General features: G+C 69.9%; 32 protein-coding genes and 1 tRNA gene. 9 read left to right on the top strand and 24 right to left on the bottom strand.

The features are described 5' to 3' along the window. Positions 1-212: 212 nt before the first annotated feature. The 15 genes from AC3WRM_RS05410 to AC3WRM_RS05340 all read right to left on the bottom strand — a co-directional run bounded on the left by AC3WRM_RS05410 (position 213) and on the right by AC3WRM_RS05340 (position 10,516). A complete protein-coding gene (locus AC3WRM_RS05410; protein ID WP_492248739.1) occupies positions 213-1,661 on the bottom strand; it encodes a DnaB-like helicase N-terminal domain-containing protein in 1,449 nt (482 codons plus the stop codon). 29 nt (positions 1,662-1,690) lie between these two features. After that, positions 1,691-1,909, bottom strand: a complete 219-nt coding sequence (locus AC3WRM_RS05405) for a hypothetical protein (protein WP_492248740.1) — start codon at positions 1,907-1,909, stop codon at positions 1,691-1,693. After that, positions 1,906-2,205: a DUF4406 domain-containing protein gene (locus tag AC3WRM_RS05400; RefSeq protein ID WP_492248741.1), complete on the bottom strand. Its 300-nt coding sequence runs from the start codon at positions 2,203-2,205 to the stop codon at positions 1,906-1,908. The genes AC3WRM_RS05405 and AC3WRM_RS05400 overlap by 4 nt, the downstream gene beginning before the upstream one ends. Further along, a complete protein-coding gene (locus AC3WRM_RS05395; RefSeq protein WP_492248742.1) occupies positions 2,202-3,707 on the bottom strand; it encodes a DNA-methyltransferase in 1,506 nt (501 codons plus the stop codon). Before AC3WRM_RS05395 ends, AC3WRM_RS05400 begins: the two co-directional genes overlap by 4 nt. Next, entirely contained in the window at positions 3,704-4,408 is a 705-nt protein-coding gene (locus AC3WRM_RS05390) for a DNA cytosine methyltransferase (RefSeq protein WP_492248743.1), read from the bottom strand. Before AC3WRM_RS05390 ends, AC3WRM_RS05395 begins: the two co-directional genes overlap by 4 nt. A gap of 241 nt (positions 4,409-4,649) precedes the next feature. Then, positions 4,650-5,198, bottom strand: coding sequence for a hypothetical protein (locus AC3WRM_RS05385; RefSeq protein WP_492248744.1), 549 nt, complete (start codon positions 5,196-5,198; stop codon positions 4,650-4,652). 280 nt (positions 5,199-5,478) lie between these two features. Beyond that, entirely contained in the window at positions 5,479-6,231 is a 753-nt protein-coding gene (locus AC3WRM_RS05380; RefSeq protein ID WP_492248745.1) for an exonuclease domain-containing protein, read from the bottom strand. Continuing rightward, a complete protein-coding gene (locus AC3WRM_RS05375; RefSeq protein ID WP_492248746.1) occupies positions 6,228-6,716 on the bottom strand; it encodes a hypothetical protein in 489 nt (162 codons plus the stop codon). Before AC3WRM_RS05375 ends, AC3WRM_RS05380 begins: the two co-directional genes overlap by 4 nt. A gap of 178 nt (positions 6,717-6,894) precedes the next feature. Further along, positions 6,895-8,013 carry a hypothetical protein gene (locus AC3WRM_RS05370; RefSeq protein WP_492248747.1) on the bottom strand — a complete coding sequence of 373 codons (1,119 nt, stop codon included), beginning with the start codon at positions 8,011-8,013 and terminating at the stop codon, positions 6,895-6,897. After that, a complete protein-coding gene (locus AC3WRM_RS05365; protein ID WP_492248748.1) occupies positions 8,010-8,915 on the bottom strand; it encodes a lambda-exonuclease family protein in 906 nt (301 codons plus the stop codon). The genes AC3WRM_RS05370 and AC3WRM_RS05365 overlap by 4 nt, the downstream gene beginning before the upstream one ends. 227 nt (positions 8,916-9,142) lie before the next feature. Next, a complete protein-coding gene (locus tag AC3WRM_RS05360; protein ID WP_492248749.1) occupies positions 9,143-9,418 on the bottom strand; it encodes a hypothetical protein in 276 nt (91 codons plus the stop codon). A 94-nt stretch (positions 9,419-9,512) separates the two neighbouring features. After that, positions 9,513-9,668, bottom strand: coding sequence for a hypothetical protein (locus AC3WRM_RS05355; RefSeq protein ID WP_492248750.1), 156 nt, complete (start codon positions 9,666-9,668; stop codon positions 9,513-9,515). After that, the gene (locus tag AC3WRM_RS05350) at positions 9,665-9,910 is read right to left on the bottom strand and encodes a hypothetical protein (protein WP_492248751.1); all 246 of its coding nucleotides are present in this window, start codon (positions 9,908-9,910) and stop codon (positions 9,665-9,667) included. Before AC3WRM_RS05350 ends, AC3WRM_RS05355 begins: the two co-directional genes overlap by 4 nt. 91 nt (positions 9,911-10,001) lie before the next feature. Further along, positions 10,002-10,253 carry a helix-turn-helix domain-containing protein gene (locus tag AC3WRM_RS05345; protein ID WP_492248752.1) on the bottom strand — a complete coding sequence of 84 codons (252 nt, stop codon included), beginning with the start codon at positions 10,251-10,253 and terminating at the stop codon, positions 10,002-10,004. Then, positions 10,250-10,516, bottom strand: coding sequence for a helix-turn-helix domain-containing protein (locus AC3WRM_RS05340; RefSeq protein ID WP_492248753.1), 267 nt, complete (start codon positions 10,514-10,516; stop codon positions 10,250-10,252). The genes AC3WRM_RS05345 and AC3WRM_RS05340 overlap by 4 nt, the downstream gene beginning before the upstream one ends. A gap of 211 nt (positions 10,517-10,727) precedes the next feature. Here AC3WRM_RS05340 and AC3WRM_RS05335 point away from each other — a divergent pair, with 211 nt between their 5' ends. From AC3WRM_RS05335 to AC3WRM_RS05320, 4 genes are read left to right on the top strand one after another with little or no spacing between them, the layout of a single operon-like run. Then, the gene (locus tag AC3WRM_RS05335; protein WP_492248754.1) at positions 10,728-11,123 is read left to right on the top strand and encodes a hypothetical protein; all 396 of its coding nucleotides are present in this window, start codon (positions 10,728-10,730) and stop codon (positions 11,121-11,123) included. Further along, complete coding sequence (locus AC3WRM_RS05330; protein WP_492248755.1) at positions 11,123-11,578, top strand: hypothetical protein; 456 nt, start codon at positions 11,123-11,125, stop codon at positions 11,576-11,578. The genes AC3WRM_RS05335 and AC3WRM_RS05330 overlap by 1 nt, the downstream gene beginning before the upstream one ends. Beyond that, on the top strand, positions 11,575-12,132 hold the full coding sequence (locus AC3WRM_RS05325) for a hypothetical protein (protein WP_492248756.1): 558 nt from the start codon (positions 11,575-11,577) through the stop codon (positions 12,130-12,132). The genes AC3WRM_RS05330 and AC3WRM_RS05325 overlap by 4 nt, the downstream gene beginning before the upstream one ends. Positions 12,133-12,164: 32 nt before the next feature. Continuing rightward, positions 12,165-12,428, top strand: coding sequence for a DUF3263 domain-containing protein (locus AC3WRM_RS05320; RefSeq protein WP_492248757.1), 264 nt, complete (start codon positions 12,165-12,167; stop codon positions 12,426-12,428). Here AC3WRM_RS05320 and AC3WRM_RS05315 read toward each other — a convergent pair. Further along, positions 12,425-13,597, bottom strand: coding sequence for a tyrosine-type recombinase/integrase (locus tag AC3WRM_RS05315; RefSeq protein WP_492248758.1), 1,173 nt, complete (start codon positions 13,595-13,597; stop codon positions 12,425-12,427). The two genes, AC3WRM_RS05320 and AC3WRM_RS05315, sit on opposite strands and share 4 nt — an antisense overlap. A 122-nt stretch (positions 13,598-13,719) precedes the next feature. Further along, positions 13,720-13,795: transfer RNA gene (locus AC3WRM_RS05310), tRNA-Glu, on the bottom strand. 90 nt (positions 13,796-13,885) lie between these two features. Here AC3WRM_RS05310 and AC3WRM_RS05305 point away from each other — a divergent pair. The 4 genes from AC3WRM_RS05305 to AC3WRM_RS05290 all read left to right on the top strand — a co-directional run bounded on the left by AC3WRM_RS05305 (position 13,886) and on the right by AC3WRM_RS05290 (position 17,637). Continuing rightward, positions 13,886-14,227, top strand: coding sequence for a metallopeptidase family protein (locus tag AC3WRM_RS05305; protein WP_492248797.1), 342 nt, complete (start codon positions 13,886-13,888; stop codon positions 14,225-14,227). Then, the gene (locus AC3WRM_RS05300) at positions 14,220-14,882 is read left to right on the top strand and encodes a pirin family protein (protein ID WP_492248759.1); all 663 of its coding nucleotides are present in this window, start codon (positions 14,220-14,222) and stop codon (positions 14,880-14,882) included. The genes AC3WRM_RS05305 and AC3WRM_RS05300 overlap by 8 nt, the downstream gene beginning before the upstream one ends. A gap of 101 nt (positions 14,883-14,983) precedes the next feature. Further along, entirely contained in the window at positions 14,984-16,345 is a 1,362-nt protein-coding gene (locus AC3WRM_RS05295; protein WP_492248760.1) for an FAD-binding oxidoreductase, read from the top strand. Continuing rightward, positions 16,342-17,637, top strand: a complete 1,296-nt coding sequence (locus AC3WRM_RS05290) for a class I SAM-dependent methyltransferase (RefSeq protein WP_492248761.1) — start codon at positions 16,342-16,344, stop codon at positions 17,635-17,637. Before AC3WRM_RS05295 ends, AC3WRM_RS05290 begins: the two co-directional genes overlap by 4 nt. Before the next feature lie 3 nt (positions 17,638-17,640). Here AC3WRM_RS05290 and AC3WRM_RS05285 read toward each other — a convergent pair whose 3' ends face one another. Then, on the bottom strand, positions 17,641-18,429 hold the full coding sequence (locus tag AC3WRM_RS05285; protein ID WP_492248762.1) for an exodeoxyribonuclease III: 789 nt from the start codon (positions 18,427-18,429) through the stop codon (positions 17,641-17,643). 159 nt (positions 18,430-18,588) lie between these two features. Here AC3WRM_RS05285 and AC3WRM_RS05280 point away from each other — a divergent pair, with 159 nt between their 5' ends. Beyond that, positions 18,589-19,509 carry a DUF559 domain-containing protein gene (locus AC3WRM_RS05280; protein WP_492248763.1) on the top strand — a complete coding sequence of 307 codons (921 nt, stop codon included), beginning with the start codon at positions 18,589-18,591 and terminating at the stop codon, positions 19,507-19,509. A 65-nt stretch (positions 19,510-19,574) separates the two neighbouring features. Here AC3WRM_RS05280 and mnhG read toward each other — a convergent pair whose 3' ends face one another. The 6 genes from mnhG to AC3WRM_RS05250 are packed head-to-tail and all read right to left on the bottom strand — an operon-like array spanning position 19,575 to position 25,644. Further along, positions 19,575-19,910, bottom strand: coding sequence for a monovalent cation/H(+) antiporter subunit G (mnhG, locus tag AC3WRM_RS05275; protein ID WP_492248764.1), 336 nt, complete (start codon positions 19,908-19,910; stop codon positions 19,575-19,577). After that, entirely contained in the window at positions 19,907-20,185 is a 279-nt protein-coding gene (locus AC3WRM_RS05270) for an MrpF/PhaF family protein (RefSeq protein ID WP_286689975.1), read from the bottom strand. Before AC3WRM_RS05270 ends, mnhG begins: the two co-directional genes overlap by 4 nt. Then, on the bottom strand, positions 20,182-20,715 hold the full coding sequence (locus AC3WRM_RS05265) for a Na+/H+ antiporter subunit E (protein WP_492248765.1): 534 nt from the start codon (positions 20,713-20,715) through the stop codon (positions 20,182-20,184). Before AC3WRM_RS05265 ends, AC3WRM_RS05270 begins: the two co-directional genes overlap by 4 nt. Continuing rightward, positions 20,712-22,319, bottom strand: coding sequence for a Na+/H+ antiporter subunit D (locus AC3WRM_RS05260; RefSeq protein WP_492248766.1), 1,608 nt, complete (start codon positions 22,317-22,319; stop codon positions 20,712-20,714). The genes AC3WRM_RS05265 and AC3WRM_RS05260 overlap by 4 nt, the downstream gene beginning before the upstream one ends. Further along, positions 22,316-22,735: a Na(+)/H(+) antiporter subunit C gene (locus AC3WRM_RS05255; protein WP_492248767.1), complete on the bottom strand. Its 420-nt coding sequence runs from the start codon at positions 22,733-22,735 to the stop codon at positions 22,316-22,318. Before AC3WRM_RS05255 ends, AC3WRM_RS05260 begins: the two co-directional genes overlap by 4 nt. After that, positions 22,732-25,644 carry a Na+/H+ antiporter subunit A gene (locus AC3WRM_RS05250; RefSeq protein ID WP_492248768.1) on the bottom strand — a complete coding sequence of 971 codons (2,913 nt, stop codon included), beginning with the start codon at positions 25,642-25,644 and terminating at the stop codon, positions 22,732-22,734. The genes AC3WRM_RS05255 and AC3WRM_RS05250 overlap by 4 nt, the downstream gene beginning before the upstream one ends. Positions 25,645-25,685 lie beyond the last annotated feature (41 nt).

Here is a 25,685-nt window from a genome sequence, read left to right as displayed (position 1 = left end):
CCGAAGGGGGAACAGGTTGGAACAGCGTTTTTGCCTGGAATTGCAGGGGCTGTCTACTGTTCCGGAACAGACCCCCTTGGAACAGCAGTCGGTGTTGGTGTTTCCGCAGGTCAGGGGGTGTTCGGTGGGGTTTCGGAACAGGTTGGAACAGGGGTGGTGTTCCGTGGAATTGGCCTGTGGACGGAACAGTGGATAACTGTGGTGGCGGGGGTTCATCGGGGCTCGTCCGTGGTGTGCTGGTTGCCGTTCCATCCGGTCCAGGCGGAGGCGTAGGGGCCTGCGTTGCCGATGACGGAGGCGACAGTGGTGGTGGGGAGGCCGGTCGCTCTGGAGACGTCGCGGAAGCTCATGGGAGCGCGGTGAGTGAGGCGGGCATTGCGGATCTGGTCCCAGCGGAGGTCAGCGTCGGAGGGGACGGCTGTCCAGGGCCAGGTGCCGCCGCGCTTGAGTTCGGTGGGCCAGGCTCGTTCTTCGCGGGCTCCGCGCCAGTGGCGGATGGTGCCGTCCTTCTCGAGGAAGATGCCGATCTCGGGCCAGCGCATCCAGCCTGACCAGCCGTAGGGCTCGTGGGGGCGTTTCTTGGAACCGGAGGGGGCTTTGGCGGCGTGGGCTTCGAGGATGATCGCGGCGCGGCTGCTGGCGCGGATTCTGTCGAGGGCCATGGCGACGGGCTTGGAGGATTTCTCTTCGGTGGGGTCGCCGTTGGCGAGTTTGTAGATGGGGCCGATGAGGATGAGGTCGGGCGCGACGGCGGCGACGTGGTGTTCAAGCCAGGTGACGTCGGCGGGGGAAGTGAGGTCGAGTCCTTCGACGCGGACTTGGACGCGTAGGAGGTCGGGGTCCATGTGCTGGCCGGCTTGGATGCGTAGGGGCTTGTACTGGCGGATGGATTGCATCTGTGAGTTCTCGACGTCGACGTGGAGCACCTGTTGGGGGGTGATGCTGTCGAGGGTGAAGGGGTGGATGCCGGCGGCGACGCAGGTCGCGATCTGGCGGAGCAGTGTGGACTTTCCTGCGCCTTCTTCGGCGGTGACGATGACGCGTTCTTGGTGTTCGAGGAGTCCGGGGACGACCCAGTCGTAGTCGGTGGTTTCTGAGGCGAGGAGTTCGTCGATGTTGGGGACGCGGATGGTGGCTTGGTGGCGGGGGCCGACGCGTGCGACGACGTCGTCGAGGGTTTGGAGGCTCTCGGCGAGGGCGTGGTCGAGGGTGTCGGGGGTGGCGGTGTTGCCGAGTTGGGTGAGGCGTTGGCCGGTGGTGGTGATGGCGCGTGCGCGGGCGGCGTTGCGGATGATGGTGGCGTGGTATTCGGCGGCTGCGGGGTTGTGGCAGCTGGTGATGAGTTCGTGGAGGTAGGGGGCTCCGCCGATGCGGGTGAGGTCGCCGGTGGTGGTGAGGTGGTCGGCTACGAGTACGGGGTCGGCGGGGATGCCGTGGGTGTCGGCGGCTTCGTGGATGGCGTGCCAGATGGTTTCGTGGCGTGGTTCGTAGAAGTCGTCGGGGTCGATGTGGTCGCGGAGGTGGGGGGCGCGTTCGGGGTCGATGAGGAGGGCGCCGAGGAGTGCGCGTTCGGCGTCGGGGTTGTGTGCGGGGGTGTTGCGGATGGGGGTGACGACACTGTCGTAGTAGGGGTCTTCGGGTGGGGTGTCGTCGTCGTTCACGGTGGGGTTTGCTCCTCGGCTGGTCATGGTCAGAACAGGGCTTCCTGTGTGGCCGGGGGCGGTGGGGGTGGTGTGTTGGTGCAGTGGTGGAGGTGGTGGCCGCGGATGGTGACGTTGGCTTGTTGGCGTGGGGTGAGTTCGGTGCCGTCGGGGAGGTAGCGGCCGAGGCGCGAGCGGTCGGGGTTCAGAAGGCGGGTGCCGGTGTCGATGACGTCGTGGCGGCAGGTAGGGCAGGGGGTGGTGTTCATGGCAACCACCGCGCCAGGGGTCGGACGTCGAGGCCGAGGGTCGTCGCGACGTGCCGCTCGAGCCGTGCGCCCTTCGACCTCTGCCACCACGGCAGCAGTGCGACACCCTCGGCCGAGGCGACGTCGATCAGCGCGGCCCGCATGTAGTCCTGCCAGGTCCAGCCGTCGATGAGGCCGTGGCGGGCGGGGTTGAGCACACGGTGGCCGGCGGCGGCGAGCTGCTCCTCGGCCGCGTTGAACGCTGGGTAGTTGAACTCAGGGAGACCGGTCATGGGGCCGGCGACGTAGACGATCACAGGTCACCACCGAAGTCGAGGCCGACCTGGATCGGCTTGGTAAGCCGGCCGACGATGAGCGGCAGGTAGTCGGCCTCGCGCTCGATCGCGATGCACTGGAAGCCCTCGACGACGCACGCCTCGGCCGTGGTGCCGCTGCCGGCGAACAGGTCGAGGACGACACCGCCGGGTGGCGTGACGAGCCGGACGAGCCAGCGCATGAGGTCGAGCGGCTTGACGGTCGGGTGGGCGGTGCCGTCCTCGCCGCGCGGACGCTCCGACGTGGGCGCCTTCGCCTCGTAGCGGAACGTCGGAAGATCGAAGCTCTTGGCCTCCCATTCGCAGTCCGGGCAGTTGTACCCGTCCTCGACGTCCTCGTGGTCGTGACGACTGAACGTCGGGAAGAACCGCGACGCGCCGCCCGCGTCGCCGTAACCGACGCCGTAGCCTTCGCGAGCTCGCTGCCCGGCGTTCTTACCGGGGTCGAAGCCGTGTACACCGCCCTGCCGAACTGGCGAGCTCGGCGACTTGCTCGTCCCGCTCTGTCGGTCGAGCTCGTCGGCCTGCGAGTCGTCGAGCAGGACGTTTGTCGGCCAGCGGCCCGACGACCCTCCTCCGCGAGGCCCTGGGGTCACGGCCAGGTCAACGGCACCGCGGTGCGCGTAGCGGTTGGTGGCCGACGACTCGCCGTCGCGAGCTCCCTGCGAGTCTGCCCCGTCTCCGACGCGCGTCGCGTCGATGTTCAATGCGCCGGTCCCGTGTGCGAGGACGTTCGCGGCCACCGTGCCTGTGAGTGGCTTGCGGCCGACGACGATGGGCTCGAACGCAGGCTTGAGCGCGGTGCCCCAGCCCTTCCACTGCTCGGCGTCGGGTGTGAGCGCGAGGTCGCGGTCGGCCATGCCGGTGTCGGAGCGTCGGGTCACGCCGTCTCGGTTGCCCTGGACGCCTGACGGCTCGTACTCGTCTCCCATGGTGGCGCGGCGGATCGCGACGCTGTTGCCGCCGTGGCCGAGTTGAGTGCCGGTGATCGCCTTTGCCACGTTCATCGACTTCGGGAAGCCGGACCCGTACAGCCAGGCAATGCTGTCGCGGATCTCGAAGCCCGCGTCCTCGACGGCTGCGGCGAGCCGGTGCCACGTGCGCGACCCGCCGAACGCGACCATGTGGCCGCCCGGCTTGAGGACCCGCAGACACTCGGTCGCCCACTCCTCGCACCACGCCTGGAAGCTCTTGAGCCCCGTCAGGGACAGGTCGTAGTCCCCGGCGATCATGGCGCCGGACCGCTCGGTCGTCTTCTTGTGGTCGCCGATGCCACCAGTCGTCATGTCGACCTTGCGGGTGCGCCCGCGGCGGGTCGACCCATGACGGCCCGGCTGGTCCCACTGCTTCCCCATGAAGCCAATGCCGTAGGGCGGGTCGGTGACGACGCTGTCGACCGAGCAGTCCGGGAGGTCGCGTAGGACGTCGAGGCAGTCGCCGTGGTGCAGCGTGACGGCGTCGTCGGAATAGTAGGGCGTCGTCACGCTGCGGCCTCCGCGTCGAGGTGCTCGATCAGCTGCAGGCCGATGTGCTCGGTGTAGGCCGGCGGGATGCTCTCGAACAGCCCTTTCCAGGTCATGTCGTGCTCGATGCCGAGCAGGCGCTGCACGACGGTCTTCTCGCGAGGGACGTAGCCGCCCTTGCGGACGTACCTGGCCTCGTACTTGTCGCGACGCGCACCCCCGTAGGCGCCGGCCACCCACTCGTGCTGCGAGTGGTCGCACGCGCGCGGCGCCGCGGCGGCGAACGAGGTCTCGAACAGGCGAAGGCGCTGCAGGTGGATGCGCACGCCGTCGGTGTCGGTCGTCGACAGGTCGAACATGCAGCCGCACAGGGCGATCGGGTCGACCATGTGCGGCCCCGCGTCTTTCACGTTCTCGATGACGAACGGCACGCCGACCACCTGCAGCGCGGCGCGAACCTCGGGGATGAGGCGTGGCCAAGCAGTCTCGCGACCGGCGTTCCCGCGGGTGTAGCCCTGGCAGGGCGGCGACGCGTGCACGGCGTCGTACAGGTGGGCGTGCTGTCGGATGAACTCGAGAGCGTCGCCGGCGTAGAAGCGGCCCGGGTAGCGCTTTCCGAAGCGGCGCTCCATGTCGACGCCGTCGACGTCGAGGCCGGCTCGCTGGTAGCCGGCGGCCGCACCGCCCTCGCAGCAGAACAGGTCCAGCAGTCGGTAGGTCATGCTGCAACCTCTTCGGCTTGCTCGTTGGCGTGCCAGCGCCAGACGAGACCCCGGAGCACCCATCTGCCGCCGTCGAGGCGGATGTCGTTGTCGTAGGTGGGTTCGGGTCGGGTGGCTGGTTTGCAGGCGCGGCAGTAGTAGTCGCCTTGGGTTTCGGTGCGGCGTCGGATGCCGCAGCCGTTGCAGGTGGCTTGGCGGGTGGTGCGGCCGCGGCGGGTGCGGTCTGGTCTGGTGGAGGGCATCAGTACGGTGCTCCGTCCTGGGTGTCGGGCCAGGCGACTCTGCTCATCGCCATGGTGTGTGTGAGGGGCATGTCGTCGATGGGTGTGCCGAGGTGGCGGGCGCCCATGGCGGCGAGGATCAGTGCGTCGGCTTCGTCGTTACCTGTGAGGTCGACGTGGGGGAAGCGGCGGGCGACGGCGAGGAGGACGGTGTCCTTGTCGGCGTTGCCCTTGCCTGTGGCGTACTTCTTGACGCTGGCGGGCGGGACCTCGACAACGGTGCAGACCTGCCAGATGGCGTCGAGCGCGAGCCACCAGAGGCCAGCGCGATCGTGTTGACCGGATTGGCGCAGCTGGCCGAAGGAGGGGCCTTCCACGACGACGAGGTCGGCGGCGGAGGCGGCTTCGCTGATCTTCCAGGCGAGCTCGGCAAGGCGTTCGCGTCGGTCGCGGAGGGTGGCGGTTTTGGTGCCCTTGGACTGGATGCGTCCTGTGGTGATGTCGCCGGTGTCGGTGACGGTTGCCCAGCCGGTGGAGGTGAGTGAGAGGTCGAGGCCGGTGACGATCATCGGAGCGGCTCCGTTTTTGTGATGGTCTCTGCGAGAGAGGCGACGAAGGGCCAACCGCACCGAGCGTGTCGGAAGTGCCGTGTTTCGGTTGATGCCAGCGCAGCTTCGAGGCACTGGGCGCAGGCGAGAACGATGCGGGGGTCGCAGCCGCAGGGTGTTGTGCATGTGACGATCCATGCGGCTGCGCCGGTGTGTTGGGCGCGTTGGTGCATCGCGGATTGGCAGGGGATGTCGAACTCGAAGTCGGTGAGGTCGAGCCGCTCGGTCGTGTTCGGGGCGCTCATGCCGGCACCGCCGTCTCGGTGAGTCGCGTGTGCAGAGGCCAGCCGCCGTCGATGTCGCCGTACTGCTCTTCCTTCCCGTTCGACACCACCCATTCCCGGAACCGGCGCTGATCCTCACGCCGCCACGTCGACTGCATTCGGAACAACTCCGCCGGCCCACGGGACGCCAGGTCCAGGTCAGAGTCGACGATCGCGGCCGCCACGAGGCCGGCACCGATCGCATCCGCGTGAGCGTCGTGGGACTCGGCGAAAGGCACCCCGTACCGCTTGCACAGGTCCGGCAGCTTGTAGGTGCGGCCCTTGCGGAACGCCCGGTTGACGGTGTCCAGACCGCGGGCCAGGACCATCGGGTCGACGAGGGTGTGCCAGTCGTCGGGGTTGAGGGTGCTGGTGAGGGTGGGCTGGTTGTGGCGTCGGAGTTCGGCCTCGAGGATGGAGAGGTCGTAGGCGGCGTTCATGGCGACCAGGGGGAGCCGGGCGCGTAGGACGCTGGTGAGGGTGTTGGCGATGGCGCTGAGCGCTTCGGTGGGGTGGACGCCGTGGCGGCGGACGTGGTGGGTGGTGATCCCGTGAACGTTGGTGGCGGCCTCGGGGATCTCGATGCCTGGGTCGATGAGCCAGGATCGGTGGTCGCCGGGGATGCTGGCGGTGATCTTGATGATGGTGGCGGTGACGATGCGGTCGGTGTGGACGTCGATGCCGGTGGTCTCGGTGTCGAACGCGTACCAGGTGCCGGTGGTCCAGCTCATGCGCGTGCCCCGCTTCCGGTTGTGGGCCGCGGGAAGCCGGACCAGCCGACGCCCGGGCCGAGCTGGATCCGAACGGCGGCCAGAGTGGTGATCCAGTCGGGCCACAGGTAGACACCCTGGGTGTCGCCAAGGCGGTGGAACACGTTCTCCGCCTGTCCCACGACGAACACCGGCAGCCCGTTCGCGAGCGCGAACCCGGTCTCGACGTGGCGGCCGCCACTCGCGGCGCCGGGGACGCCGGCCACCTTGGCGGTGATGAGGATGAGGAGGTCGGCGTTGGCGATGTCCTGCAGGTCGGTGGCTGCGTGCCGGGCGACCTCGGTGTCGGACAGGTCGGTCGCGGCGTCGACGGTGCCGGGGGTGATGTCGTGCGTCTCGTCGAGCCATGACGCGGTGACGTCTGCGCCGAGTGCGTGGAGATCTTCGGCGAACCCGTTGAGGCGAGCGCGGGCGGCGTAGGGGCCGGCGAGGTAGACGGCGGTCATCGGCGAAACACCGCCCGCATGCTCGTCGGGTCCGTGGAGTGTCGTGCGGCGACGACGTTGCATTCCTTGCGTGCACGGTCGAGGGCCACGTCGTAGGGCCTGCGGTGGCGAGGGTGGTGGGCTCGCGCGACGTCGTTCGCCAGCAGCGTCTTGGTGTATCGGGATCGGCTGAGCAACATCACGCAGCCTCCCGTCCCTGCAGGTCGGTCAGGTATGCCTGGAGTGCGGCGACGTCGGCGTCGGCCCGCTTGATCCCGGTGAACGTCTTGAAGTCGGCCGCCAGATCCCACAGGTTCATCCCGATCGCGCTGGCAGCCTCGATGCACTGCTGCCACACCTGGACGGCGTCGTCGACGATCTCCCCGTCTACCGCACCATCGTCGTCCGGCTCGACAGGCTCCGGGTCGGTAGCCGCGGCGGGCTTCGCTGCCTGCTCGAGCGAGTCGATGACCTGCACGGCCTCGGCCTTCGTCAACTCGGACGTCGACTCGACCTGACGGCCGATGATCTGGCAGACGCCGGAGATCTTCTGCTCCCGCGTCAGGCCTAGCTCGCCGACGAGCGCGTGCAGCTTCTTCGTCTGCGCGCTGGTGATGCCGGGCTGCTCGGGCTCCGCCTCGTCGTCCGGCGCCTCTTCCGGCTCCGCGGTGGGCTGCGCGATTGCTGCGCGCACGCGGTCCTTCTGCGATGCGGCCGTCGCCTGCTGACGCTGCTGCGGCTGCTCGTCAACCAGCTGCATCTCCTCGACGTTGTACGCCAGGCCGAGCAGCGCGTCCGGGGCGATGCGCCGCGCGACGTCACCCGACGCGCGGGCGTAGAGCATCGCGCGAGGCTCGGACTTGTACTTCGCGTTCTTCGTGTATCCGGCCTGCTGCGCGAGCTCGGTGGTCCAGGTGACCTTCGTGACCTTGTCCGACCCCTTGCGGCGGCCGGCGACGGTCACGAAGCCCTCTCCCTCGTCCTCTGTCCAGATTTCGTGACCGGCGGCCAGGACGATGGCGACCATGGCGCGGGCGTAGAGCGCGGGCTTGCCTCCGATGACGTAGAGCTGCTGGACCGAGGTCATCGGGTCGAACCCGACGGACGCTCCGTAGAGGATGGCGAGGGCGGTATCGGCGGGCTTCTTGGCGAAGTGCTGCGGGACGAACGGGGAGTGGCAGATCGCGGTGGCGAATCGGTGGGCGTCGTCCATCGCGGCGGTGTACTCGCGGATCATGGCCATCCCTGCGCCGGTGAGCGCGGGCGGCGGGATGGCGGGCACGGTGGGCTGGTCGTTGTACTGCTCGATCTCGGTCATGACGGGTCTCCGATGGTCTGGGTGGTCTTGGCGACCTGGTAGAGGGCGATCGCGTCGCCCTTGGCGGGCTGGCGGCGGGCGACGCGCACGTCGCCTGCGTTGGCGTATTGAGCGGCGCCCATGGCGTCGAGGACGGCGGACTGCGCGGCTCGTCTGCGGGCCTCGGCCTCGCGGTAGGCGTTGGACGCGTCGATGAACTCGACGGCCACGCTGTGCTCGAGCTGCACGACGTCGCCCTTGGCGATGTGGGGGTGCAGCGCCTTGAGGACCTGCAGGGTCGCGACGGTGTCGTCGAGCGGCGGCGGGGTGTCGGCCTCGAGGGAGGCGGCGAACTCGGCGCAGCGGGCGATGATGCCGGCGGCGATGTCGGGCTCGTAGTCGACGACGTACTCGGCCATCTCGAACCAAGATCCCCAGACCGGCATGTAGAGCCGAGAGACCCGACCCTTGTCCGCTCCAGCGATGTGCAGCTGGAACATCGCCTGCACGTAGTAGTAGGCGGGGATCTCATCGGTGCCGGGCTCGCCCCACTCGTCGAGCGACCGGGCGGTCTTGGCCTCGACGAGTACTACGCGCTCGTCGCCGAGCAGCGGGAGGTCACCCTCGCCGTCGTGCGTGGCGAGGTCAGGCGTGGCAGCGGCCCAGGGCAGGTCCGGCCGCGTGTACTGCGGCTGATCGATCCACTCGGCGGGGTCGGTGATGCCGTGCTGGTCACGCCACCAGGCGAGGATGGCCGGCTCGGCGTAGTGGCCGCGCCGGTGGTCTTCGGTCTCCTGCTCCAGCGGGACGTTCCCCTTCATCTTGTGCCAGCACGACAGGGGACTGTCGTAGGGAGAGAGGCCGAGGATCGCGGCGACCTTCGAGGCGGTGACCTTGCGTGACCAGGCGGCGGTGCCGGGCACGAGGGGCTGGTCGACGGTCTCTGCAGGCAGAAGTCCCAACTCGCGGCACTGTTTGATCCAGCGGTGAGCCGTGACGCGGTGCATCCCGCAGCGGTCTGCCGTGCGCGTCACCGCGCCTCGAGCCTTGTCAGCAATCTCCTCCAAGTAGATCGTTGCGAACGTCTGCAGCTCTTCGTTCGTCGCAGGGGCTGAACCGCGGCCACGAGCAAGCGAAGGTCGGGTGGTCATCACACGCCTCCTGCGAGCTCGAGCGCACGCTCGTTGACGCATGCCTGGCAGTTGTCGACGCACCCGTCGTGGTGGTCGCCGACGTTGGCGCAGGTGGTGGCGTCGCGGGTGTGGTCGGGGCAGATGTAGTCCCCGCACACGTCGCAGATGTTGAGGTTGGGGCAGCTGGTGGTGGGGCAGCCGGCTTCGATGGCGACGGCTTCGGCGTGGTCGATTTGGGCGTTGGTGATGTACGCCTCGGGCGGGTCGATGAGGGGCATGTCGTAGCGGCTCATCGCGCACGCTCCGAACCAGCGCACTGCGTGCAGTCGCACGTCCCATCGGCGCAGTGCGGGCACATGTAGCCGTGTCCGTTGCAGATGTGGCACGTCATCGCTGCTCACCGCTCTCGTTCGCGACGTTGATCGCGGTGTCGGCGTGACGGTCGAAGCCGTGGATGGCGACCCGTTCGGCCCATCGGGCGACGATCACGAGGATCGGCAGGCCGAGTAGCAGGAGTGCCGCGAGCAGGGTGTACGTCATCATGCGACCGCCTTGCCGGAGGCCGTGGTGAACAGCCCGAGGTAGGCGTCCTGCGCGACGGTGAATCCGTTGAGTGACGCACGCAGGTGCGGGGGGATGTCGAGGCCGGCCTGGACGAGGTGGGTGAGCTGGATCGCGACGGTGACGGCGTGGGTGCGCATCACGAGTGCCTTGTGGTCGAGCTCGTCGAGGAACTCGGCACTGGGCAGGTTGGGGGTGTCGCTGGTGGGGTCGGGCTGGTTCATGGGATCCTGGCTTTCTGACTTGGGGTCGACCTTTGTGCTTGTCCGGCTGGGGGTCGGCCCCGGTTTGTTGTGGACGGTGGTGAGCGGATGGTCAGGAGGCGTTGGCGCGCTGGCGTCGCTTCTGATCGGCCGTCAGGAACTTCGACTGCTCCTCGGTCTCGGCCGGGGTGTTCGTGGCGCGCATGTAGCGGTCGAGGTCGGTGCGGAGGATCCACCAGGAGCGGCCGTGCTTGGCTGCGGGCAGGACGCCGTCGCGGCACCGCTTGCGGATCGTGAATGCGGACTCGCGGGCGATCTGGGCGGCCTCGTCGACGGTCAGACGCTGGGGCCGGTCGGCGGTCATGCCGGCACCTGCGTGTCGTTCTCGGAGTCGGGGATCTTGATGGCGATCTGCTCGACCTCGAGCAGGTCGGCGGCGCGGGCCAGGAGGATGTCGGTCAGCGGCTTACGGCCTGCCTCGATGTTCGAGAGGTAGGAGTAGGAGATGCCGAGTGCCTGGGAGAACTGGTTGACGTCGTAGCCGCGGCGGGTGCGGTGCGTGCGGAGTGTTGCGCCGACGCGCTGCCGCTCGCGCTGTTCGCGGTCGGTGATGGGTGCTGGGGCCATGCATGAAGACTAAGGAACATCAGGGAACACTGTCAATGGGGAAACGGGAACTTCTCGGCACAGTCACGTTGTCGCAGGTCAGAGCACCTGGCAACCGTGTAGTTCTTCCCTTGTATTCCCGCCATTTCTGCCCTGCTGTTCAGGTTCATCGCGTTGATGTTTCCTGGTGTTCCCGAACACTGTTGGACCATGAGGAACAGAAAGGCAGTCGATGCCGAACAACGAAGGGCGCACCAGGGCGCGCCTCGCCGTAGCCGCCGAGTTGGCGCACCGCGAGTGGAGCACCAGCCGCCTGGCACGAGAGTCCGGGGCAGATCCGGGAACGATTGGGGACTTCCTCGGCGGCAAGCGCTGGATCAAACTCCCTACACAGGGCAAAGTCGAGCGCGCACTCGGATGGCGCGCAGGAACCCTCGCAGCCATCGAAGCCGGCCAGGAACCGCCGCAGATCGGCGACTCTGTCGGTGGCGACACCGAAGATCCTGGTATTGCGACGATCAAGGCAAGGAAACCAGCGAACATGAGCGACGAAGACTTCAAGCGGCTGCTGAACGAGTACGAGGAAGAGATCGAGTGGAAGCTCAACCGCGCATCGCGGGAGCACTAGTGACGACCTGGTGGGATCCCTACGCCTACGCCGGCGAACGGCACCCCGACTGGGTCATCCGCTTCGACTATCTCCGCGGGATCCCCGAAGTGATGTGCTGGCGACGCAAGGTCATCCTCATCGACCCCGACTACAACGCCGAGTACTCCGGCAAGCACGGGCGCCGATCCTGTGTCGCGCATGCACTCGGCCACATCGAGCTCATGCACCAGGGCTCAGTCCTAGACCGCAAGGAGGAGCTGGCCGCCTGCAAGTGGGCGGCCGGCATGCTCATCGGCGTCGAGCAGCTCGCAGACGCCGCGACGTGGCGAGGGTGGCAGGTTGGGGAAGACCTGGCGCACGATCTGCGCGTCGACCTCGACACCCTCATCACCCGAATCGGGATGGCACGCTGCCACCCAGCAGAGAAGTCCTACCTAGAGGCGCGCAGAGCGCAGATGGAGCACGTGGCATGAAGCGGACCCTGACCCTGGTCGCCGTGGCCGTCCTGACGTTGACCGGTTGTAGCGGCGGCAGCAAGGACGACGCCGCACGCGATAAGCCGTCCCCGTCGGCCGCGGCGAGCGAAACGACAGACCCGTTCGCCCCCAACCTCGATGACCGCGCGCTCAAGGTCGGCCAGTCCCGTGTCGGGCAGGACGTCACGACTACCCTCGCTGAGGTCAAGAACCCCTACCCGCCCGCCGAGTACCGCGTGCCGCAGGACGGCAACCAGTTCGTCGGTCTCCGCCTTCAGCAGTGCGTAAAGAAGGACGTCGAGGGACAGCCCGAGTCGACGTTCAACGGCGACTGGGCGGCCATCACCCCATCTGGCGACGAGTACACCGGAAACGGCTCCTCCTGGAACGACTGGCCCTCACCGAAGTTCCCCGAGCTCGTCGGCATGATCCCGGGCCGCTGCGTCAAGGGCTGGCTGCAGCTCGAGGTGCCCAAGGGCACCCAGATTGACCGGCTCATCTACCGACCGGGCGGCACCCCCGTCGCGGAGTGGGTGCTCGGCAACTCCTGATCTTGTCGGCACCTACCCCTAGCGTTGAACTCATGAACGCACCCGTCACCATCAGCGACACCGACCGGGCCATGCTCGACCTCGAGCGTCAGTGGTGGCAGTACGCCGGCGCGAAAGAGGCCCGCATCCGCGAGACGTTCAACATGTCCGCCACGCGCTACTACCAGCAGCTCAACAAGCTCATCGACCGCGACGACATCCTCGCGTTCGACCCGCTGCTCGTGCGGCGACTGCGACGCCTGCGCGCCCAGCGGCAGCGCAGCCGCTCCGCGCGACGCCTCGGCATCGTCGACTAGCTGACCACCGACAGGCTGGGGCGCGTCCGCCGGCTCCAGATCGAGCTCATCGCCTCAACCGCCTTGTCCTGCGCGCCCGGCAGCAGGTGCGAATAGAGATCCATCGTCGTCGTGATCGACTCGTGGCCCAGACGCTCCTGCACCACCTTCATGTCGACCCCGGCGCCGATCAACCACGACGCGTGCGTGTGCCGCAGGTCGTGGATCCGGGGACGCGGATCAAGCAGCCCCGCGCGAGTGCACGCCGGCACCCACACGTCCTCCCAGATGACCTTGTGGTTCAACTGGCCGCCGCGAGCCGCACGCACGAGCAGATCGTCACCGTGCCGGTCGTGGGCCATCTGCTCGAAGATCGCGCAGAGGTCGTCGTCCAGGCCGATGGTGCGGCGGGACCTGCGTGTCTTGACCGGGCCGATGACGCGGCCCTTGCCCTTGCCGGCGTACTTCGCAGCGCGGGTGATGCGCAGGGTCTTGCGGTTGGAGTCAAAAGCTCTGACTTGGACTGCCTCGATCTCGCCCCACCGGATGCCGGTCCCGACCAGGACTTGGAGGATCGGGCGGTGATGGGGTGTGGCTGCGTCGTGCAGGGTCCAGAACTCGTCCTCGGTGAGGAAGCGCTTCTCGGTGTCGTCGTGCTCGGTGCGCCGCGGTAGACGGATCTGCGCGCAGGGTGAGGCGTCGATGAGTCGGTCTTGGACTGCGGTGGCCATCATCGCGGAGAGCAGGCCGTGCTGGTTGGCGACGGTCTTGTCGGAGTAGCCGTTTCCGTCCCGGCCGCCGGTGCGGGTGAGGCGTGCGAGGGCGGTGGCGACGGTTTCGCGGTCGATCTGATCGAGGCGCAGGCTGCCGAGGATGGGGGAGAAGGAGTGGGCGTAGCTGGATCGGTAGCCCGCCTTGGTGCCGTCGGAGGCGCCGGTGAGGGATTCGATGTAGCGGTCGGCCCAGGCGTCGAGAGTGGGTAGGCGGTCGGGTTCTGCCGTGGTGGTCTGTTGTTCGCCCTCGAGGAGTTTGAGTGCGCGGTCGGCGCCGAGTGTGTCGACCCAGGTGCAGAAGGTGTGGGCGCCTTCGGGGTCGTAGAAGGTGCGCGAAAGCATGCGGCCGTTGATGCGGAAGCGGACGCGCCAGGTGGTTTCCCCGGTGCTGGAGGTTCGCTGTTGGGGGGTCGGCATGGCGTCCACGATAGGGGTGGGTCCGGACGTTTGTGCGATTCTCGTGTGACCGTGGGTGTGACCACGCCCGGGCGTCCTGCTGCCGAGTGGGCTGTCTGCGCTGGGCTGGCAGCGTTAGTGCTTGGTACCCCCTACGGGATTCGAACCCGCGCTACCGCCTTGAAAGGGCGGCGTCCTGGGCCGCTAGACGAAGGGGGCGCGGCGGACCCAGCATACGGGTGTCCGACCCCGCCGACCTGGACGGCCGGGTCACCACCGGCCCTCGGGCAGGATGGGGGCGTGGTGGAGATGAGCGAGGACCGGTTCGCTGAGCTGGTCGAGGCGGCGTTCGCGCAGGTGCCCGAGGAGATGACCGCGCTGCTCGACAACGTCGTGCTGTTCGTCGAGGACGACGCGCCCGCCGACGACCCCGACCTGCTCGGGCTGTACGACGGTGTCGCCCTCACCGAGCGCGACACCGCCTACGGCGGCGTGCTGCCCGACCGGATCATGATCTTCCGGCGGCCGACGCTGGCCATCTGCGAGACGGAGGCCGAGGTCGTCGAGGAGGTCGGCATCACGGTGGTCCACGAGATCGCCCACCACTTCGGCATCGACGACGACCGGCTGCACGAGCTCGGCTATGCGTAGCGACGTGCGCCGGGCGGGTGAGCGGTACGTGACCGAGGGCGACGGCGTCCGGACCCTGCACTCGTTCTCCTACGGCGTCCACTACGACCCCGCCAACACGGGCTTCGGCGACGTCGTGGCGGTCAACGAGGAGGTCGTGGACCCGGGTCGCGGCTACGCCGAGCACCGGCACAGCGACGTCGAGATCGTGACCTGGGTGCTCGACGGCGAGCTCGCCCACCGCGACACCACGGGGACGCACGGCACCGTGCGGCCCGGCACGGCGCAGCGGCTGAGCGCGGGCGAGGGCGCGCGGCACGAGGAGATGAACGCCTCGGACGTCGAGCCGCTGCGGTTCGTGCAGACGATGCTGCGCTCGCGGCACGCGTCGGCGCCGGAGTACGCGTCGCTCGACGTGCCCCCGGGCCCGGGTCTGCACCCGGGCGTCACGCTGCACGCCGCCGCGGAGCTGCTCGTGGCGCGCCCGTCGGGCGAGGTGTCGGTGACGGTCCCCGCGTCCCCCGCCCTGCTGGTGCAAGTGACGCGGGGCTCGGTCGCCGTGGCGGGGGAGCTGCTCGGTCCGGGCGATGCGCTGCGAGCCGGCGACATCGAGGCCGACGTCGTGATCGAGGGCGACGGCGAGGCGCTCGTGTGGAGGCTCGGCCGGTCGGCGTGAGGGTCCCGAGTGAGAGCTGCAGTGTGAGAGCCGCGCCACAGTAGTTGACGTTTGCAACCTCCGGGTGGCGTCTGGAAAAAGGTCGCACTTAGGCTGAGGGCATGGCTGACGTCATGAAGGGGTGGACCGAGCACCAGCGCGCCGTCGACCGGCTGCTCGCCTCCTACGCGGCGATCCCCACCGGGTCGCCCGTACGGCTGGCGAAGCGGACCAGCAACCTCTTCCGACCGCGCGCCGCGACCGACGCGCCGGGCCTGGACGTCAGCGGGCTCGACGGCGTCGTCGCCCTCGACACCGACGCCCGGACCGCGGACGTGCAGGGCATGTGCACCTACGAGGACCTCGTCGACGCGACGCTGCCCCACGGACTCATCCCCTACGTCGTGCCGCAGCTGCGCACCATCACGCTGGGCGGCGCGGTCACCGGCCTGGGCATCGAGTCGACGTCGTTCCGCAACGGCCTGCCGCACGAGTCGGTGCTGGAGATGGACGTGCTCACCGGCTCCGGCGAGGTGGTCACCTGCCGCCCCGGCGACGACCTCTTCGACGCGTTCCCGAACTCCTACGGCAGCCTCGGCTACGCCACCCGGCTGCGCATCCGGCTCGAGGCGGTCCCGCCGTACGTCGCGCTGCGCCACGTGCGCTTCGACGACGCCAAGCAGGCTGCGCAGGCCCTCGCCGACGTCACCGAGACCCAGCAGTGGCACGGCGAGCCGGTGCACGGGCTGGACGCCACCGCGTTCACCCCCACCGAGGTGTACGTGACGTTGGCACGGTTCACCGACGAGCCGGGTCCCACGTCGGACTACGCCGGCCAGGACGTCTACTACCGCTCGCTGCAGCGTCGCGAGACCGACCGGCTGACGATCTACGACTACCTGTGGCGCTGGGACACGGACTGGTTCTGGTGCTCGGCCGCGTTCGGCGCCCAGCAGCCGCTCGTGCGCCGGCTCTGGCCGCGCCGCTGGCGTCGCTCCGACGTCTACCACCGGCTGGTCTCCCTCGACACGCGCATCGGGCTCAGCAGGCTGCTCGACCGGGTGAAGAAGGTCCCCGGCCGCGAGCGCGTCATCCAGGACGTCGAGGTGCCCGTCGACGCCGTCCCGGCCTTCCTCGAGTGGTTCGACGCCGAGGTGGGCATGCGGCCGGTGTGGCTGTGCCCCCTGCGCACCACCCGCGCCTGGGCCGGCTACCCGCTGGCCCCCGGCGAGACCTACGTGAACCTCGGCTTCTGGGGCACGGTCGTCGTGCCGGCCGGGACGCCCGAGGGTGCCGTGAACCGACGCATCGAGGAGCACGTGCACACCCTCGGCGGCCACAAGTCCCTCTACTCCGAGGCCTTCTACGACGAGGACACCTTCGCCCGGCTCTACGGCACCGCCGCGCTCGACGCGGTCCGGGCCGTCCACGACCCCGAGGGGCGCCTCAGCTCCCTGTACGAGAAAGCGGTGAGGAACTCATGAGCAGCATCCGCGAGAGCGAGACGTTGACGATCGCCGAGGCCGTGTCGCGCCTGATGCGCGACGGCATGCCGTTCCGGCTCGAGGCGTACGACGGCAGCAGCGCGGGGCCGGTGGACGCGCCCTTCACGGCGCGGCTGGTCAACGAGCGCGGTCTGGCCTACCTGATGACCGCCCCCGGCGACCTCGGCTTCGCCCGGGCGTTCGTGTCCGGCGACCTCGAGCTCGACGGCGTCTCGCTCGCCGACCCCTACGAGATGATGGCGCTCGTGCAGAGCCGGCTGCGGCTGCGCATGCCCGGACCGGCCGAGCTGCTGCAGGTCGTGCGCAGCCTCGGCCTGTCGAACCTCAAGCCGCCGCCCCCGCCGCCGGAGGAGCACCAGCCCCGCTGGCGTCGCATGGTCGAGGGGCTGCGGCACAGCAAGGCCCGTGACGCCGAGGCGATCCACCACCACTACGACGTCTCCAACCGCTTCTACGAGATCGTCCTCGGCCCGTCGATGGCGTACACCTGCGCCGTCTTCCCCGACGAGGCCGCGACCCTGGAGCAGGCGCAGTTCGAGAAGTTCGACCTCGTGTGCCGCAAGCTGGGGCTGAAGCCCGGCGACCGGCTGCTCGACGTCGGCTGCGGCTGGGGCGGCATGGTCCGCCACGCCGCCCAGCACTACGGGGTGCAGGCGCTCGGCGTGACGTTGAGCCGTCAGCAGGCGGAGTGGGCCCAGCAGGCCATCAAGGACGAGGGCCTGGACCACCTCGCCGAGGTCCGCTTCGGCGACTACCGCGACGTCGAGGAGGAGGGCTTCGACGCCGTCTCCTCGATCGGCCTGCTCGAGCACATCGGCGTCCGCAACTACCCCGACTACTTCACCTTCCTGCAGGGCAAGCTGCGCGTCGGCGGCCGGATGCTCAACCACTGCATCACGCGCCGCGACGGCTCGCTGTCGACCAAGGCGGGGGCCTTCATCGACCGCTACGTCTTCCCCGACGGCGAGCTGGCGCCGGTCGGCACCATCGTGACCGCCATGCACGACCACGGTCTCGAGGTCCGTCACGTGGAGGACCTGCGCGAGCACTACGCGCTCACGCTGCGCGACTGGTGCCGCAACCTCGAGCAGGGCTGGGACGACGCCCTCGGCGAGGTGAGCCTCGGCGTCGCCAAGGTCTGGGGCCTGTACATGGCCGGCTCGCGGCTCGCGTTCGAGCGCAACGAGATCGGCCTGCACCAGGTGCTCGGCGTCAAGGTCGGCGACGACGGCGACGCCCACATGCCGCTGCGCCCCACCTGGGGCAGCTGAGGCTCAGGCGAGGTCGACCACGACGGGGGCGTGGTCGCTCGCGCCCTTGCCCTTGCGCTCCTCGCGGTCGATGAACGCCCCGTCGACGCGGGCCGCGAGTGCGGGGGACGCGAGCACGAAGTCGATGCGCAGGCCGCGCTTCTTCGGGAACGCGAGCTGCTGGTAATCCCAGTAGGTGTAGGTGCCGGGCCCGGGGGCGTACGGGCGGACGACGTCGCTGAAGCCGGTGTCGACCATCGCGCGGAACGCGGCACGCTCGGGCTCGGACACGTGCGTCTTGCCCTCGAAGACCGTCATGTCCCACACATCGTCGTCCTGCGGGGCGATGTTCCAGTCGCCGGTGAGGGCGATCTGCGCGTCGGGGTCGGCCGCGAGCCAGCCCTCCGCGTCGGCGCGCAGGCGGGCGAGCCACTCCAGCTTGTAGGCGTAGTGCTCGTGCGCGAGGTCGCGCCCGTTCGGCACGTAGAGGCTCCACACGCGCACGCCCCCGCAGGTGGCGCCGACCGCGCGGGGCTCCAGGACGGGCGGGTCGCCGAACGTCGGCTGATCGGCGAACGACGTCGCCACGTCGTCGAGGCCGACCCGCGACAGGAGCGCCACGCCGTTCCACTGGTTCAGCCCGACGTGGACGTACTCGTAGCCCATCGACGAGAGCTCGAGCGCGGGGAACTGGTCCTCGCGGCACTTCGTCTCCTGGATCGCCAGCACGTCGACGTCGTGCCTCTCCAGGAAGGCCGTCACGCGGTCGACGCGGCTACGGATCGAGTTCACGTTCCAGGTCGCGATACGCACCCCCCGAACCTACCTCCCCGCCCGGCAGTCCCCACGATTCGGTACGTCATCGCCCATTCTGGGCGCAGGAATGGGCGATGACGTACCGAATCCTGGGGAGGGAGAGGCGCCTGTGGGCAGCGGGATGAGCGATCGAGACGTCCGCGCCAGGCTTCAGGCGTGGAGGACGTGCCGGAGGAGCTGCGGGACGGACCGTTCACGTCCGCCCAGGCTGCACGGTCCGGAGTGACGTGGAAGGCGCTGCAGTCTCGACGGTTCCGGCGGCTGTTCCCGGACGTCTACGTCTGGTCGGGGCTGGACGTCGACCTGCTCGTCTGGATCCGCGGCGCCCTGCTCAAGCTGCCCCCGGACGCCGTCGTCAGCGGTGTCACCGCGGCCAGGCTGTGGGGCTTCGATCCCATCGGCCACCGCGGGCTGCACTTCGCCACGAGGTCGGACGTACGGACCAGGCTTCCGGTGCGTCTTCACCGGCACCTCCACGAGGTCGCACGGGTTCGGCGGCACGGCGTGCCGACCACGGCGGCACCGCGCACGGTCGTCGACTGCGCTCGGGAGCTCGGCATGGTCCAGCTCGTGCAGCTGATCGACCACCTCGTCCACGTCGGTGCGCTGACCAGGGAGCAGCTCTTCGGGTACTGCTGGAGTCGGCACCTCCACGGCGTGCGACGCGCCCGGCGAGCGCTCGTGCTTGCCGACGACGGGGCCGAGTCGCCACGGGAGACCGCGCTGCGGCTGATGATCGTGCTCGCACGTCTCCCGCGTCCTCGCCCGAACGTGGACGTCCTCGACGCCTCGGGGCGGTTCGTGGCTCGCGTCGACCTGCTCATCGAGGAGTACGCGGTCGTGGTCGAGTACGACGGACGTCAGCACGAGACCGATGCGTGGCAGTGGCAGCGTGACCGCGTGCGACGCGAGGAGCTGGAGGCTCTCGGCTACCGCGTGATCGTCGTGACAGCGGTCGACATGCGACGGCCCGAGCACGTCATCCGGCGGATCCACCGGGCTCTCGCTGACCGCGGCTATGCGGGTCCGCTCGTCACGAACGTCATGTGGCACCGCTGGTTCCCCTCCGCGACGTGAGGATTCGGAACACCATCGCCCGTTCTCGCGCGCGGAACGGGCGATGACGTACCGAATCGGGGGGACTAGACGTCGTCGAGGTCGTTGCGCTCGAGGCGGGAGGTGTCGGCGATGCCGGTGCGGAAGGCGGCCCGCGCGACCATGTGGGCCGACACCGGGGCGGTGATGAGCTGGAACAGCGCCACGAGGGCGATGATCGTCAGGGCGCCGGGGTCGTGGATGCGCAGGGCGAGGCCGGCGAGCACCAGCAGCAGGCCGAGCGTCTGCGGCTTGGTCGCCGCGTGCATGCGGGTCAGCACGTCCGGGAACCGCACCAGGCCGATGGCGGCCACGAGCGCCAGCGCGCTGCCCGTCAGCAGCAGAGCGCCCGACACGACGTCGACGAGCAGGTCGGTCGTCATGCGTCCTCCTGGGGGGCGTCGATGTCGCGGGCGGCGAACCGGGCGATGCTCACCGAGCCCAGGAACCCGACCAGGGCCAGGGCGAGGAGCACGGGCGCGGTGTCGACGTGACCGGCGATCGCCGCCTCGACACCGACGGCGGACAGGCAGGCGGCGACGAAGACGTCGGCCGCGACCGTGCGGTCGAGCATCGTCGGACCACGCACGATCCGTACCAGGCACAGGACGCCCGTGACGGCGAGCATCGACGCGCACGCGACGGCGACGGGGATCATCGGGACACCTCCTGCGGGCGGCGACGGTAGGCGTCGCGCTCGTCCTTCGGCGCCATCGCCTCGACCACGCGCCGCTCCTGCTCGTGGACGCTCGCGATCGCCCGCTCGAGGTGCTCGGGCGACCGGGCGTCGAGCACGTGCAGGTACAGCGCGGGCTGCTCGGGGTCGAGCTCGACCAGCAGCGACCCGGGCACCAGCGACACCAGCTCCGCCGTGACGGTGACGAGCAGCTCGTTGCGCGTCTCCAGCGGCACCCGCACGACCGCGCTCCTCGGCGGTGCGGCGGGTCGGAGGGCCAGCCACGACACCTGCACCGACGCGCGCACGAGGTCGACGACGAAGCGCAGCAGCATCGTGAGGGTCGGCCAGGGGCGCAGCGTCCAGCGCCACGGCGCCTGCGGGAACGGGAACAGCATCAGCACGAGCACCGACGTGAGCACGCCGCCCACGACCAGCGTCGGCGTCACCGCACCCCACAGCAGCAGCCAGATCGCGGTCAGGCCGACGACGATCCGCCAGCGCGGCATCATCGGTCGCCGCCCAGGACGGCCTGCACGTACGGCGTGCGCTGCAGCAGCTCGTCGGCCGCGGCGTCGGTGACGCGGAACAGCGGACCGGCGAACACGGTGAGCGCGACCGAGGCGACGACGAGGGCGAGGGTCGGCAGGCCCATGCCGAGCGGCAGCCTCTGCTCCTCGGCGACCCGTGCCCACGACGACGTCTGCTGCGTGCGGGTGGACACATCGCCACCGCCGTGCAGGGCGCCGTGCGACCAGACGTCGGAGCCGTCGTCGACCACCGACTGCGCGAGGTCGTCGTCGACCGGCTGCCAGAAGGCCCGGTTCCAGACCTTGGCGATGGCGTACAGCGTCAGGAGGCTCACCGCGACGCTGGCGACGACGGCCGTGACGGCCAGCCAGTCACCCGCCTCGATGCCCGCCCGCCCGAGCGCGACCTTGCCGAGGAACCCGGAGAACGGGGGGATGCCGGCCAGGTTCATGGCGGGCACGAAGAACGCGACGGCGAGGATCGGCGCGGACCGGGCGAGTCCGCCGAGCCGGTCGAGGTTCGTCGTGCCGGTGCGGTACTCGACCAGCCCGGCCAGCAGGAACAGAGCCGTCTGCACGGTGATGTGGTGCGCGATGTAGTAGACGGCGCCCGACAGCGCCAGCTCCGTCCCCAGCGCCACCCCGAGCAGCATGTAGCCGATGTGGCTGACGAGGGTGAAGGACAGGATGCGCTTGATGTCGGTCTGCGCGACCGCGCCGAGGATGCCGACGAGCATCGTCAGGATCGCCATGGTGAGCAGCAGCGGCCGCAGGGAGTCGTCGGGGAACAGCAGCGTCTGGGTGCGCACGATCGCGTACACGCCCACCTTGGTGAGTAGGCCCGCGAAGACGGCGGTGACCGGCGCCGGTGCGGTCGGGTAGGAGTCGGGCAGCCAGGCGGACAGCGGGAACACGGCCGCCTTGATGCAGAACACGGTGAGCAGCAGCAGCTGCAGCAGGTGCGCGACCGCGGGGTCGAGGTCGCCGAGGCGCTGCGACAGCTGCGCGAAGTTGACGGTGCCGACGGCGGCGTAGATGCAGGCGATCGCCACCAGGAAGATGATCGACGACAGCAGGCTGACCACGATGTAGACCGTGCCGGCGCGGATCCGCGCCTCCGTGCCACCGAGCGTGATGAGCACGTAGCTGGCGGCCAGCAGCACCTCGAACCCGACGAACAGGTTGAACAGGTCGGCCGACAGGAACGCGTTCGACACCCCGGCGCTCAGCACGAGGTACGTCGGGTGGAACACCGAGAGCGGCGTGTCGCGGCCGTACTCGACGATGCCCTGGCCGAAGGAGTAGAGCAGCACGGCGAGGGTCACGACGGACGAGACGAGCAGCATGAGCGCCGAGAGCCGGTCGGCGACCAGGGTGATGCCGATCTCGGGACCCCAGCCGGCGACGGTCAGCGCCTGCGGGCCCTGCGTGTCGGCGCGGTACAGCAGCACCGAGGCGGTGGCGACGACGGCCGTGAGCACGGCGACGCTGACGATGCGCTGCGCACGTGCGGACCGGCCGAGCACGAGGCACAGGCCCGCGCCGAGCAGCGGGAGGAGCACGGGCAGGACGACGAGCTGGGTCATGCGTCGGCACCTTCCTCGTCGGGGACGTCGGTCTCGGGCTCATCGAAGGAGCTCGACGTCTCGTCGGCCTCCGCGCGTCGACGGATCAGGTCGTCCTCGACGTCGTCCTTCACGTCGTCGTTGCCCGACAGCTGCCACGACCGGTAGGCCAGGGCCAGCCCGAAGGCGCTCACCCCGAGGGTGATGACGATGGCGGTGAGGGCCATGGCCTGGGGGAGCGGGTCGGTGATGCCGCCGCGGCCGACGATCGGGGGTGCGCCGCTGGGGCCGGACGCCACGAGGAACAGCAGGTTGACGCCGTTCCCGACCATGACGAAGCCGACGAGGATCCGGCTGAGGCTGCGCTCGAGCATGAGCGTGGTGCCGCAGCCGACGAGGACGACGATGGCGATCACGAGGGCGAGGTCGACGGTCATGCGGGTGCTCCTCCGCGCGACGGGGCGCTGGTGCACTCCTCGGAGAGGCCGGAGTCGGTGTGCCCCTCCTCGCCGTGCCGGTCGATCCCGCCGCCGAGGCTGCGCAGGACGTCGAGCGCCAGGCCGACGACGACGAGGTAGACGCCGACGTCGAACGCGACCGACGTGACCACGTGCACGTCGCCGAGCAGCGGCACCGGGATGTCGAAGACGCCGCTCTGGAAGGTGTTGGCGCCCACGAGCACCGGCACGATCCCCGACAGCGCCGCGACGGCCAGCCCCGACCCCAGCACGACGCCGGCGTCGACGGGCGCCGCGGCGTCGAGCTCGCGGCGGCCGCCGGCGAGGTAGCGCACGGCGAGCGCGAGACCCGCGACCAGGCCGCCCGCGAAGCCGCCACCGGGCGTGTAGTGCCCCGTGAACATGAGGTAGACCGAGAAGATCATCAGCACGGGGAACACGGCGCGGGCGACCACCTCGAACACGACGGAGCGTCGCACGTCCTCCAGGGAGCCGGAGCCGGGCAGCCAGCCCTGACGCTCGTCGCCGGGTCCCGGCCGGGCCCGCCGGGTCTCGCGGTGGGACTGGGCGCGGTCGGTGATGAGGAAGATGAGGCTCGCGATGCCGGTGGCGGCCACGACGAGCACGGCCAGCTCGCCGAAGGTGTCCCACACACGGATGTCGACGAGGGTGATGTTGACGATGTTCTCGCCGCCGCCGAACTCGTAGGCCGGCCCCTCGAAGGCACGACCGATGGGCGACGCCGTCCGCGCGTTGGCCGCGACGACGGCGTACGCGCCCACCGCGAGCCCGGTGGTCGCTCCGATCGCGATGCGCACCCGTCGGGTGACGGTGAAGGGCCGGTCGGAGAAGAACGGCGTGAAGCGGCGCAGCACCAGCACGAAGGTCACGAGCGCGAAGGTCTCGACCAGCACCTGGGTGAGCGCGAGGTCGGGGGCGCCGTGCAGCACGAACAGCAGGGCCGTGCCGTAGCCCGTCACGCCGAGCAGGAGCACGGCCCGCAGCCGGCGGCGCGAGCGCACGGTCAGCAGCGCGGCTGCGCACACCAGCGCCACGGTGGCCACCCGCAGCGCGTCGTCGGGGCCGAACGTGCTGCCGTCGCCGACCGAGACGTCGGGGGCGCCCCAGGCGCGCACGGCGGCGGTGCCGGGCACGACCACCAGCACGACGAGGACGATGCCCAGGTAGAAGGGGAGGGAGCCGCGCTGCGTGAAGCCGGTGACCTCGATGCTGGCGCGGTCGACCCCGCGCACGATCGCGTGGTAGCTGCGCTCGGCGTCGGGCAGGTGCAGCCGCTCGACGAGGGTCGCCTGCAGCCGCGCCACGGGGCGGCGCAGGAGCCACAGGGCGAGCCCGCCGACCACCACGACGACGGACAGCCAGAGCGCCGGGGTGAAGCCGTGCCAGAGCGTCAGCACGGGTGCGTGCGCGCCCTCGGCGAACACGTCGCCGTAGGAGGCGATGCGCGGGGTGAGCGCACCGCCCGCGAACCCTGCCGCCAGGCCGAGGACGGACAGGACCACCGGCGACACCTGGAACATCACGCCGGGCGGGTTCAGCGTGGGCGCCGCGACCTGCTTGGTGCCGAAGGTGCCCCAGACGAACCGTGCGGTGTAGGCGACGGTCAGCACCGACCCGACCACGAGGCCCGCGAGCGCGAGGGTGCCCCAGCCGCCGATGCCGGCGTCGTCGCCGAGGTCGACGAACGCTGCCAGGGCGGCCTCCTTCGTGGTGAACCCGAGGAGCGGGGGGAGGCCGGCCATCGATGCGGCGGCCAGCACGGTGGCCACGAAGAGGACGGGAAGGGACCGGGCAAGCCCGGTGAGCTCGCGCAGGTCGCGCGTCCCGGTGCTGCGGTCGACCACGCCCACCACGAGGAACAGGGTCGACTTGAACAGTGCGTGGCCGAGGACGAGTGACAGGCCGGCGAACGCCGCCGCGCGGGTCCCGGCACCCGCGACGGCCACCAGGAAGCCGAGCTGGCTCACCGTGCCGTAGGCGAGCAGCAGCTTGATGTCGTGCTGGCGCAGCGCCCGCAGGCCGCCGATGATCATCGTGACGATGCCGAGCGTCAGCAGCGCCGGGCGCCAGCCCGGGGTGTCGGCGAACGCGGGGGCCAGGAGCAGGACGAGGAACACGCCGGCCTTCACCATGGCCGCGGCGTGCAGGTAGGCGCTGACGGGGGTGGGCGCCGCCATGGCGCCCGGGAGCCAGAAGTGGAACGGGACCAGTGCCGACTTGCTGAGCGCGCCGACCAGCAGCAGGGCGACCGCCGCGGTGACGGCCGGGCCGGACGGCGGGTCGGCCACGACCTCGCTCAGGCGCGCGGTGCCGGTCTGCGCATGCAGCACGAAGAGGCCGACGAGCATCGAGAGCCCGCCGAACGTGGTGACGAGGAGCGCGTTCATCGCGGCCCGACGGTTGGCGCGGCGCTCGGGGTTGTGGCCGATGAGCAGGTACGACAGGACGGTCGTCAGCTCCCAGAACACGAACAGCACGTACATGTTGTCCGACAGGACGAGCCCGAGCATCGCGCCGGCGAACGCCGTCAGGACGCCGGAGAAGCGCCAGATCTCCGGGTCGCCGTGGCGGAAGTACCAGCCGCAGTACAGGAGCACGAGCGCACCGACGCCCGTGACGACCAACGACATGATCGCGGTGAGCGGGTCGAGCACGAGGTCGACGTCGACACCGAGGCTGGGGATCCACGACCACCGCTGGACGAGCGGTGCGCCGCCGTCGGTGACGTCGAGCGCCCGGGGGAGCAGCCAGAGGAACGAGGCCGCCGGGACGAGGGCCAGCGCGACGAACGCGCGGCGGTCGAGCAGCCGGGTGAGGGCGGGGGCCCCCGCTGCGGCGATGAGGTGCAGCGCGAGAAGCCCGATCATTGCGATCATCCTATCGGGCGGCCCCGTGTGACGGCACGCCG

The organism is Aeromicrobium sp. EU05-FHT14F07 (genome assembly GCF_058790455.1).
Note: the sequence above shows the minus strand (reverse complement) of the source record. Positions and strands in the feature narration are given on the sequence as shown.

What these genes read in the sequence shown, in the direction of transcription:
- AC3WRM_RS05360 (WP_492248749.1), bottom strand. Translation starts at nt 9,418, where the DNA reads ATGAGCCGCTACGACATGCCCCTCATCGACCCGCCCGAGGCGTACATC.
- AC3WRM_RS05270 (WP_286689975.1), bottom strand. Translation starts at nt 20,185, where the DNA reads ATGATCCCCGTCGCCGTCGCGTGCGCGTCGATGCTCGCCGTCACGGGC.
- AC3WRM_RS05390 (WP_492248743.1), bottom strand. Translation starts at nt 4,408, where the DNA reads ATGACCTACCGACTGCTGGACCTGTTCTGCTGCGAGGGCGGTGCGGCC.
- AC3WRM_RS05335 (WP_492248754.1), top strand. Translation starts at nt 10,728, where the DNA reads ATGCCGAACAACGAAGGGCGCACCAGGGCGCGCCTCGCCGTAGCCGCC.
- AC3WRM_RS05355 (WP_492248750.1), bottom strand. Translation starts at nt 9,668, where the DNA reads ATGATGACGTACACCCTGCTCGCGGCACTCCTGCTACTCGGCCTGCCG.
- AC3WRM_RS05320 (WP_492248757.1), top strand. Translation starts at nt 12,165, where the DNA reads ATGAACGCACCCGTCACCATCAGCGACACCGACCGGGCCATGCTCGAC.
- mnhG (WP_492248764.1), bottom strand. Translation starts at nt 19,910, where the DNA reads ATGACGACCGACCTGCTCGTCGACGTCGTGTCGGGCGCTCTGCTGCTG.
- AC3WRM_RS05295 (WP_492248760.1), top strand. Translation starts at nt 14,984, where the DNA reads ATGGCTGACGTCATGAAGGGGTGGACCGAGCACCAGCGCGCCGTCGAC.
- AC3WRM_RS05370 (WP_492248747.1), bottom strand. Translation starts at nt 8,013, where the DNA reads ATGACCGAGATCGAGCAGTACAACGACCAGCCCACCGTGCCCGCCATC.
- AC3WRM_RS05265 (WP_492248765.1), bottom strand. Translation starts at nt 20,715, where the DNA reads ATGATGCCGCGCTGGCGGATCGTCGTCGGCCTGACCGCGATCTGGCTG.
- AC3WRM_RS05290 (WP_492248761.1), top strand. Translation starts at nt 16,342, where the DNA reads ATGAGCAGCATCCGCGAGAGCGAGACGTTGACGATCGCCGAGGCCGTG.
- AC3WRM_RS05385 (WP_492248744.1), bottom strand. Translation starts at nt 5,198, where the DNA reads ATGATCGTCACCGGCCTCGACCTCTCACTCACCTCCACCGGCTGGGCA.
- AC3WRM_RS05250 (WP_492248768.1), bottom strand. Translation starts at nt 25,644, where the DNA reads ATGATCGGGCTTCTCGCGCTGCACCTCATCGCCGCAGCGGGGGCCCCC.
- AC3WRM_RS05300 (WP_492248759.1), top strand. Translation starts at nt 14,220, where the DNA reads ATGCGTAGCGACGTGCGCCGGGCGGGTGAGCGGTACGTGACCGAGGGC.
- AC3WRM_RS05305 (WP_492248797.1), top strand. Translation starts at nt 13,886, where the DNA reads ATGAGCGAGGACCGGTTCGCTGAGCTGGTCGAGGCGGCGTTCGCGCAG.
- AC3WRM_RS05380 (WP_492248745.1), bottom strand. Translation starts at nt 6,231, where the DNA reads ATGAGCTGGACCACCGGCACCTGGTACGCGTTCGACACCGAGACCACC.
- AC3WRM_RS05315 (WP_492248758.1), bottom strand. Translation starts at nt 13,597, where the DNA reads ATGCCGACCCCCCAACAGCGAACCTCCAGCACCGGGGAAACCACCTGG.
- AC3WRM_RS05340 (WP_492248753.1), bottom strand. Translation starts at nt 10,516, where the DNA reads ATGGCCCCAGCACCCATCACCGACCGCGAACAGCGCGAGCGGCAGCGC.
- AC3WRM_RS05375 (WP_492248746.1), bottom strand. Translation starts at nt 6,716, where the DNA reads ATGACCGCCGTCTACCTCGCCGGCCCCTACGCCGCCCGCGCTCGCCTC.
- AC3WRM_RS05350 (WP_492248751.1), bottom strand. Translation starts at nt 9,910, where the DNA reads ATGAACCAGCCCGACCCCACCAGCGACACCCCCAACCTGCCCAGTGCC.
- AC3WRM_RS05345 (WP_492248752.1), bottom strand. Translation starts at nt 10,253, where the DNA reads ATGACCGCCGACCGGCCCCAGCGTCTGACCGTCGACGAGGCCGCCCAG.
- AC3WRM_RS05325 (WP_492248756.1), top strand. Translation starts at nt 11,575, where the DNA reads ATGAAGCGGACCCTGACCCTGGTCGCCGTGGCCGTCCTGACGTTGACC.
- AC3WRM_RS05260 (WP_492248766.1), bottom strand. Translation starts at nt 22,319, where the DNA reads ATGACCCAGCTCGTCGTCCTGCCCGTGCTCCTCCCGCTGCTCGGCGCG.
- AC3WRM_RS05405 (WP_492248740.1), bottom strand. Translation starts at nt 1,909, where the DNA reads ATGAACACCACCCCCTGCCCTACCTGCCGCCACGACGTCATCGACACC.
- AC3WRM_RS05255 (WP_492248767.1), bottom strand. Translation starts at nt 22,735, where the DNA reads ATGACCGTCGACCTCGCCCTCGTGATCGCCATCGTCGTCCTCGTCGGC.